Source organism: Thermoflexus sp. (genome assembly GCF_034432235.1).
Taxonomy (GTDB): domain Bacteria; phylum Chloroflexota; class Anaerolineae; order Thermoflexales; family Thermoflexaceae; genus Thermoflexus.
Genome location: NZ_DAOUCJ010000090.1, coordinates 1 through 6,946, shown reverse-complemented (window position 1 = coordinate 6,946; position 6,946 = coordinate 1). Strand labels below are relative to the sequence as shown.

Sequence of the window (6,946 nt, the reverse complement as noted above, 5' to 3'; positions counted from 1 at the left end):
GATCTCCGTCGCGCCCGTTTCGATCCGAACGGGCACCTCCACGTTGGGCAGGATCCGGAGCAGGCGGACGGCGGGCGAGGGACTCACCAGCGGGGGGCAATTCCGGTTCTCCACGCGCACTTCAGCGGATCCGGACCCCGTGATCCAGAGCCCGAGGGCGGCGGCGGCCAGGCCCAGTATCACCGCGCCCGTCAGGAGCGCGATCCCCAGACCCTTCAGGACGCCCAACCCGGCCGCGCCTGCCGCCCCCACGGCGACCCCTCCCGCTGTTAGGGCCTGCGCCGCCTGGCTCAGGCGCTCCCGGGCCCGCCGGGCGCGCGCCGGGGAAGGGGGAATCATCGCCATCCCGCCCAGCCATTCCGCCGCGGAAAGATACCGCCGGCGCGTCTCCTGGCACGCCGCGCAACCCTCCAGATGCCGTCGGAGAGCCCGGCGCAGGTCCGGGGTGAGGGCCGGAGGCGGTTCTTCCGGTCCCCCCGTGATCGCCGTCAGGGTGGGGCATGCCCGCCGGCCCACGCGAAGGAGGACCCAGGCGGCCATCGCCTCCTCGAGATGATCGCGGGCCCGGCTCAGGCGGGTGTGGATCGCCCCGGTCGAGCGGCCGAAGACCGCGGCCAGCTCCGCGGGGGTCAGTCCGTGGCGGAGATGCAGATCCAGGAGCATCGCTTCCTCCTCCGGGAGCGCTTGCAAGGCCTCCCGGAGGAACGTCATCCGCTCCCTCTGGAGAACTTCCGCTTCCGCTCCTTCATCCGACGCTCGAGGCTCTGCCTCCTCGGCGCCTTCCTGCTCCCCCTCGGCCCATCGAACGTGGCGGCGGGATCTTCGGAGAACGTCATAGATCTCCCGGCGGGCGATGGTGTAGAGGTAAGCCCGGAAATGGCGGGGAGGCTGGCGAGGACGGCCTTCCAGGAACTTGAGGAAGGTCTCCTGGGCCACATCCATTGCCTCATCCGGATCCCCCAGCATGCGGCAGGCCAGATCATAGAGGCGGGGGAAATACCGCTCGTAGAGCCAGGCGAAGGCCTCTGGATCGCCCTGGAGCATCCGGGCCGCGATGGCCTCCTCTGAAGCCTCGAGAGAGGTTGGGGAAAGGCCGGTCGGATTTCCCATCGCGCTCCTTTTTTACCGAATCGATGGGGCCCGAGAGGATCCTCTTCGGCGGGAGCGAGAACGATGGGCTGGCCATCCGGGGAAAGGGCTCCATCGCCTCCGGCGATGCGAAACCGCAATGTCACCGGATCCGTCAATGGGTGAATGGTCCCGACCCGCACCGAATGCGGATATCATAGCGGAAGTAAGATCCTTGTGCAATCTGTCGTCTATCCTCCGTTCCCCAGCGCCTGCCGGATGGCCCAGACGATTTGAAGGAAGGCGGGATGCGACCAGCGGTTTGCGCCCCGGGGGCGGGGGGCGGGGATCTGGATCTCGGCGACGAGGGTGCCTGGCCGCGGGCTCATCACCAGGACGCGATCCGCCAGCCAGGCGGCCTCGTGGACATCGTGGGTGACCATCAGGACGGTTTTGCGATGGCGCTCCCATAGTTCGATCAGCATCTCGTTCAGCCGCTCCCGCGTGATGGCATCCAGCGTGGCGAAGGGCTCGTCCAGGAGCAGGATATCCGGATCCGCGGCCAGGGCCCGGGCCAGAGCCACCCGTTGCTGCATGCCCCCGGAAAGCTCCCGGGGATAGGCATGCTCGAAACCCTGCAGGCCGACCTGTTCCAGGAGCGCCTGCGCTCGCCGGGCGGCCTCGGGCCCGGGCCATCCGCTCAGCTCCAGCGGCAGCCGCACGTTCTCCAGCGCTGTCCGCCATGGCAACAGCGAATCCTTCTGGAACACGATCCCGATCCGTCGATCCGGCCCCCGAAGGGGTTGATCCCCCAGCCAGATTTCCCCCCGCGTGGGGGGGAGCAGGCCGGCCAGGATGCGCAGCAGCGTGGTCTTGCCGCATCCCGAAGGTCCCACCAGACAGACGAACTCTCCCTGCTGCAGCCTCAGGGAAACCTCCCGCAGCGCCCAGACCTCCCCTCGCCCCGTTCGATAGCAGTGGGCGATATGGCGCGCCATCAGGATCGGTCGATCGGTCATCGCCCGCGCTCCACCTGGGGCCAGAGCTCCTCTACGAAGGCGTTGGTGAAAGCTGCCTGCAGATCCCCGGGCTCCTTCAGCTGACCCATCCGCACCAGCACAGCCGTCATCTGCTGCCAGGCGCGGAGATCCGAGCGGCCCGGCACCTCGGCTTGCCATAATGGCAGCGTCGCCTGCAGCACCTCCCACTGGGCCCGCTCGTTCTCGCCGCTCAACCCTTCCACATACTTCTTGCTGATCTCGAACGCCTCCCGGGGGTTCCGCAGCGTATCTCGCAGGCCTCGCAGGAACGCCCGCAGGAACCGCCGCACCAGATCCGGTTGATCCCGGATGGTTCGCTCGTTGGTGATGATGCCGTTGCCGACCAGGGCCGCGTAATCCGCCACATCGATGACGTTCACCGTGAAGCCGGCTCGCCGCAGAACCAGCGGCTCGTTGTTGATGTATCCCACTGCCGCATCGACCCTCCCCTCCTTTACAGCCGCCACCTGGGTGAAGCCCCCCAGATCCACGGCTTCCACTTCCTCATCCCGGAGCCCGCCAGCGTAGAGCAGCGCCTTGAATCCCACATAGGAAGCGCCGAAGAAACCGGGGAGGCCCACCTTGCGGCCCCGAAGATCCGAGGGGGTCCGGATCCCTTTCTCCGCTATAGCGAACACCGCGATAGGATAGCGTTGATACCACTGGGCGACCATCACGATGGGCAGCCCCTGGGCCCGGGCCAGCGGCACCTGCTCGCCGCTTACCAGGGCGAAGGGCAGTTGTCCGGCCCCCACCAGCTGCACACCGTTGGTTTCGAAACTGTAATCAAAGGAGAGCTCGATCCCTTCCTGGGCGAAGTAGCCCTTCTCGACGGCTACATAGAAGGGGGCGAACTGCACGTTGGCGATGTATCCCATGGGCAGACGGATTGGGGTGGGGGTGGCCGGCGCGGGCGGGCCGGCGAGCACCTGACAGGCAGTCAGGGCGATGAGGAGCAAGCCGGAAGGTATCCAGGGATGACGCATCGTTCACCTCCATCGCGGGATGCAGGATCGATGACAAACCCGTCCTGTGAGTCCATGGGGAAGCGCTCATTCCCTCTGCGCCCATCGATGCTCCAGGGCGGCGATCATCCCGTAAAGCAGCAGGGCCTGGGAGGCCAGGAGCAGGATCCCTCCGAACACCAGGGGGGTGTCATAGAGGCCCTGGCCCTGCTTAATCAGGAAACCGATCCCCCGATCAGCGCTGATCAGCTCCCCCACGAACGCCCCGATCACCGAGAGGGTGGCACCGATTTTCAGGCCCCCGAAGATCACCGGAAGGGCCGCAGGCCATTCCAGCTTCCAGAAGGTCTGCCACCGTGTGGCCCGCAGGCTGCGGAACAGCTCCCGCCACTCCGGGGGCACCTGGCGGAAACCGGCGATGGCGGCGATCAGGACCGGGAAGAAAGCGATGAGGGCGCTCACCAGGACCCGGGCCAAGAGCCCCGGACCGAACCAGATGATCAGGAGGGGGGCGACCGCGACGATGGGCACCGCCTGGGAGGCCACCAGATAGGGGGCCACCATGCGCTCGAACAGGCGCCAGTGGGCGAGGGGATAGGCGAGGCTTAGGCCCACCGTTACCCCCAGGCTCAGCCCCAGCCCGACCTCGACCGCCGTCGCCCACCAGTGACGCCAGAGGGATCCGCTGGCCGCCAGCGCCCACATCCGGGCCGCCACCTGCTCCGGCCCGGGCAGGATAAAGGGCGGGTAATCTCCCAGGCGCACCACCAGGCTCCACATCAGAACGAAGAGCAATGCCGCCCCCGCTCGAGGGAGCCAGGCCGTATTCCGAACCCTGGCGCTCCATCCGGTCGCTTTTCCATGCATTTCCGATCCCCCTATGATGAACGTCCGGGATCCCCCCATCCCGTGAAAGCGTTGGGGGAAGCGATCCAGGCGTTCTGCCCGGAAACAGAAAGCCCCGGGATCCACAGACCCCGGGGCAGGAAAACCGGTTATCCCTCGGAACTCTGCAGGTTCCGAGCTTCCCGGATCCCATGGCGTGAGAGTGGAAGTCCCATGCCGTTTTGAATCGAGGGAAGTCAGCCCTGGTAAAGAAAAACCCCCGAAGGTCACGGACCTTCGGGGGCAGGGCAAACGCCTTCCCTCCACCGCGCATGGAACAACAACCCCGAAGGCGTTCCAAATGCCTTCGGGGCGGGTTCGCGCCATGCGCAGCGCGCCATGGGAACGCCACCTGCTCCCATCCCGACTATACGGTCGGCCCCGGACTTTCACCGGTGTCCTGCCTCGGCCCAGTGGGCCTCGGCTCGCGGGCTGAGGAGGCGAGGGAAACTCCCTCCATCACCGCCGGTCGGGAATTGGCCGCCCGAAGGCGACCTCACCCTGCCCCGCAGGTCGTGGTGATTCAGTTGTATGGCGCAGCGGATCCCTGGATCGGAGCCGCTGCGAATCATCATCCCATGATAAATACAGGGCTTTGATCTGTCAAAAAGCATGGGGGAGGATGGGATCGCTTTCGAAAGAGACAGCGCGTTCTCCGCTTCTTGCGCAGCGCCGCTCGAATTAAGAAGAGCCAATCCATCGAGGCGCGGGGCGTTCCTCGACATCCTCCATCAGTCCCCCGTGGCCCATGGAGGCGATCTCCTCCCGGGTCAGGCGCAGCCCGGCCATCAGGCGGGGGATCACCCAGTCCACCACGTTCCGATGGCGGCTCCGCGCGCAGCCCGGCGCCCCCAGAATCGGGATCTCCCCATAGTAAGCGATCAGCAGGAGGTTCCCCGGATCCACCGGCGCCCCGAACGCCTCCACCCTTCCCCCGATGCGCCGGATCGCCCGGGGGGCGATGTCTTCTTCATCCATAATCGCTGTCTCGCCGGCCAGGATCAGGAAGTCCGCCCCCTGGCCCAGCGCGGCCTCCATCGCCCGGGCCAGCTCGGATTCCTCATGGCGCACCGTCTGCGTCCCAAGCCATATGCCGTCACAGGCGAGCACCCGTTCCCGAAGCGGGCCTTCGAAATCGGCGATCAGGCGGGGCCAGACGGCGGGATGCCCGGAGAGGATCAGGGCCACCCGGCGGGGCTGGAAGGGATAAACGCCCATCAGGGGGCCGTTCTCCCGGAGCAGCGCCTCCGCATGGGCGATGATCCCTTCGGGCAATGCGAAGGGGATGATCTTCAGGCTGGCGACGATCTGACGAGGGCGCACCACGCTCCCCCGGGCCAGGGTCGCCAGGGTGATCCCGGGCAGGCGGTTCAACTGCTCCAGCGGATCGAGTTCCACCAGGAACACCCCCGCCGCCTCCGCCAGGAAGTTCACCCGTCCCCCAGCCGCCGGCATCGGGCGCAGGCCCGGACCCTCGCAGGCCCGGGCGATGCGCCGGGCCGCTTCGTCCTCCCCCACGTCGCCGGGCTCCAGATCGGCGACCACGACTTCCTGATAGCCTTCCGCCTTCAGCCGGGCGATATCCTCGGGCGTGAGACGCCGGCCTTTGCGGAACAGGCGGTTTCCCTGCGCGTCGGCCAGATTATGGGCCAGGATGCGCCCGACCGCTTCTTCCACTGGAACCGGACCGAATTTCATGGACGCGCCTCCTCGGGCACAGCGGCCCGCGCGGCCTGTCGCCGCCGGCTCTGCTCGGCCACGATCTCGGCCATGATGCTCAGGGCGATCTCCTCCGGCGTGCGCGCCCCGATATCCAGGCCGATGGGCGCGTGGAGGCGGGCGAGGGCCTCCTCCGGGATCCCTTTGCGGCGCAACCGCTCCAGGCGCCGGGCGCTGGTTTTCCGGCTTCCAAGAGCGCCTACATAGAAGGCCGGGCTTTGCAGGGCGGCGATCACTGCCGGATCATCCAGTTTGGGATCATGGGTGAGGACAGCCACCGCCGTCTGGGGAGTGATCAGATCCGGGAGGACCTCATCTGGCCAGGCATGGATCAGGCGATCTACATGGGGGAAGCGCTCCGGCGTGGCGAAGGTGCGGCGCGGATCGACCAGATAAACCCGCCAGCCCAGGATCTTGGCGATGGAGGTCAGGGCGATGCCGATATGCGTGCCCCCCACAATAATCAGCAGGGGAGCCGGAACATGGGTTTCGATATAGACCTCCACCTCTCCCTCCGGGGTGGGAAGAAGCGCGGTTCCGGAATGGCCGATCGTCAGGTAACGATGCGCCAGCTCCCGGACCTGACGGTCCAGCTCCGGATGCACGTTCCCCCATCCATCGCCGCCCGGCTCGATGATCCATTTGGCCCCCAGCCACGCTTCCGGCCCTCGGATCACGGTGGCGAGGGCGATGGGCTCTTCCTTCCGGATGGCTTCCCGCACGCGCTCAAACCAGTTCATCCCGTCCCTCCGGAAATGGGAGGAGAGATCGGTCCCCAGAAGTCCTTTTGAAAGCCCTCAGGGCAGCGGCTCCACAAACACCTCGATCGTTCCCCCGCAGGCCAGACCTACATCCCAGGCCATCTCGTCGCTGATGCCGAAGCGGACCAGACGGGGGCGCCCGGTGCGCAGCACCTCCTGGGCGATCTCGAAGACGGCTCCTTCCACACAGCCGCCGCTCACCGACCCGGCCATCTCCCCGCCGGAGGAGACCGCCATCTTCGCCCCCACGTCCCGAGGAGCGGATCCGATGACTTTCACCACGGTCGCCAGCGCGACCCGCTCCCCTCGCCCTTTCCATCGCTCGATCGCTTCCAGCACCTCGCGCATGGGAAGCCTCCCGTTGAGGATACGATTAGAGGGTGCGCTCGAACAGGTCCCGGACCGGGCACCGGAATCCGGGTAGGAGGTCCCCGCCGTCCAGCTCATCGGGCTCGTGGAGGAGGCGGAGGGTTCCATCGGGCTGGAAGATGGTGACGGTGCGGCGGGC

The 6,946-nt window shown here is 67.0% G+C and carries 7 protein-coding genes; all 7 read right to left on the bottom strand.

Annotation, left to right across the window (positions count from 1 at the left end; genetic code table 11):
- Window positions 1-1,110 (bottom strand): RNA polymerase sigma factor (locus tag VAE54_RS11150; protein WP_322802041.1); only part of this gene is annotated, 1,110 nt, incomplete at its 3' end.
- A 209-nt stretch (window positions 1,111-1,319) separates the two neighbouring features.
- Window positions 1,320-2,087: an ABC transporter ATP-binding protein gene (locus tag VAE54_RS11145; RefSeq protein ID WP_322802040.1), complete on the bottom strand. Its 768-nt coding sequence runs from the start codon at window positions 2,085-2,087 to the stop codon at window positions 1,320-1,322.
- Window positions 2,084-3,094 carry an ABC transporter substrate-binding protein gene (locus VAE54_RS11140; protein ID WP_322802039.1) on the bottom strand — a complete coding sequence of 337 codons (1,011 nt, stop codon included), beginning with the start codon at window positions 3,092-3,094 and terminating at the stop codon, window positions 2,084-2,086. The genes VAE54_RS11145 and VAE54_RS11140 overlap by 4 nt, the downstream gene beginning before the upstream one ends.
- A 66-nt stretch (window positions 3,095-3,160) precedes the next feature.
- The gene (locus tag VAE54_RS11135; RefSeq protein ID WP_322802038.1) at window positions 3,161-3,940 is read right to left on the bottom strand and encodes an ABC transporter permease; all 780 of its coding nucleotides are present in this window, start codon (window positions 3,938-3,940) and stop codon (window positions 3,161-3,163) included.
- Between the two features lie 699 nt (window positions 3,941-4,639).
- Window positions 4,640-5,656 carry a molybdopterin-binding protein gene (locus VAE54_RS11130; RefSeq protein WP_322802037.1) on the bottom strand — a complete coding sequence of 339 codons (1,017 nt, stop codon included), beginning with the start codon at window positions 5,654-5,656 and terminating at the stop codon, window positions 4,640-4,642.
- Window positions 5,653-6,417, bottom strand: a complete 765-nt coding sequence (locus tag VAE54_RS11125; protein WP_322802036.1) for an XdhC family protein — start codon at window positions 6,415-6,417, stop codon at window positions 5,653-5,655. The genes VAE54_RS11130 and VAE54_RS11125 overlap by 4 nt, the downstream gene beginning before the upstream one ends.
- Before the next feature lie 57 nt (window positions 6,418-6,474).
- Entirely contained in the window at window positions 6,475-6,786 is a 312-nt protein-coding gene (locus VAE54_RS11120) for an XdhC family protein (RefSeq protein ID WP_322802035.1), read from the bottom strand.
- Window positions 6,787-6,946: the final 160 nt, after the last annotated feature.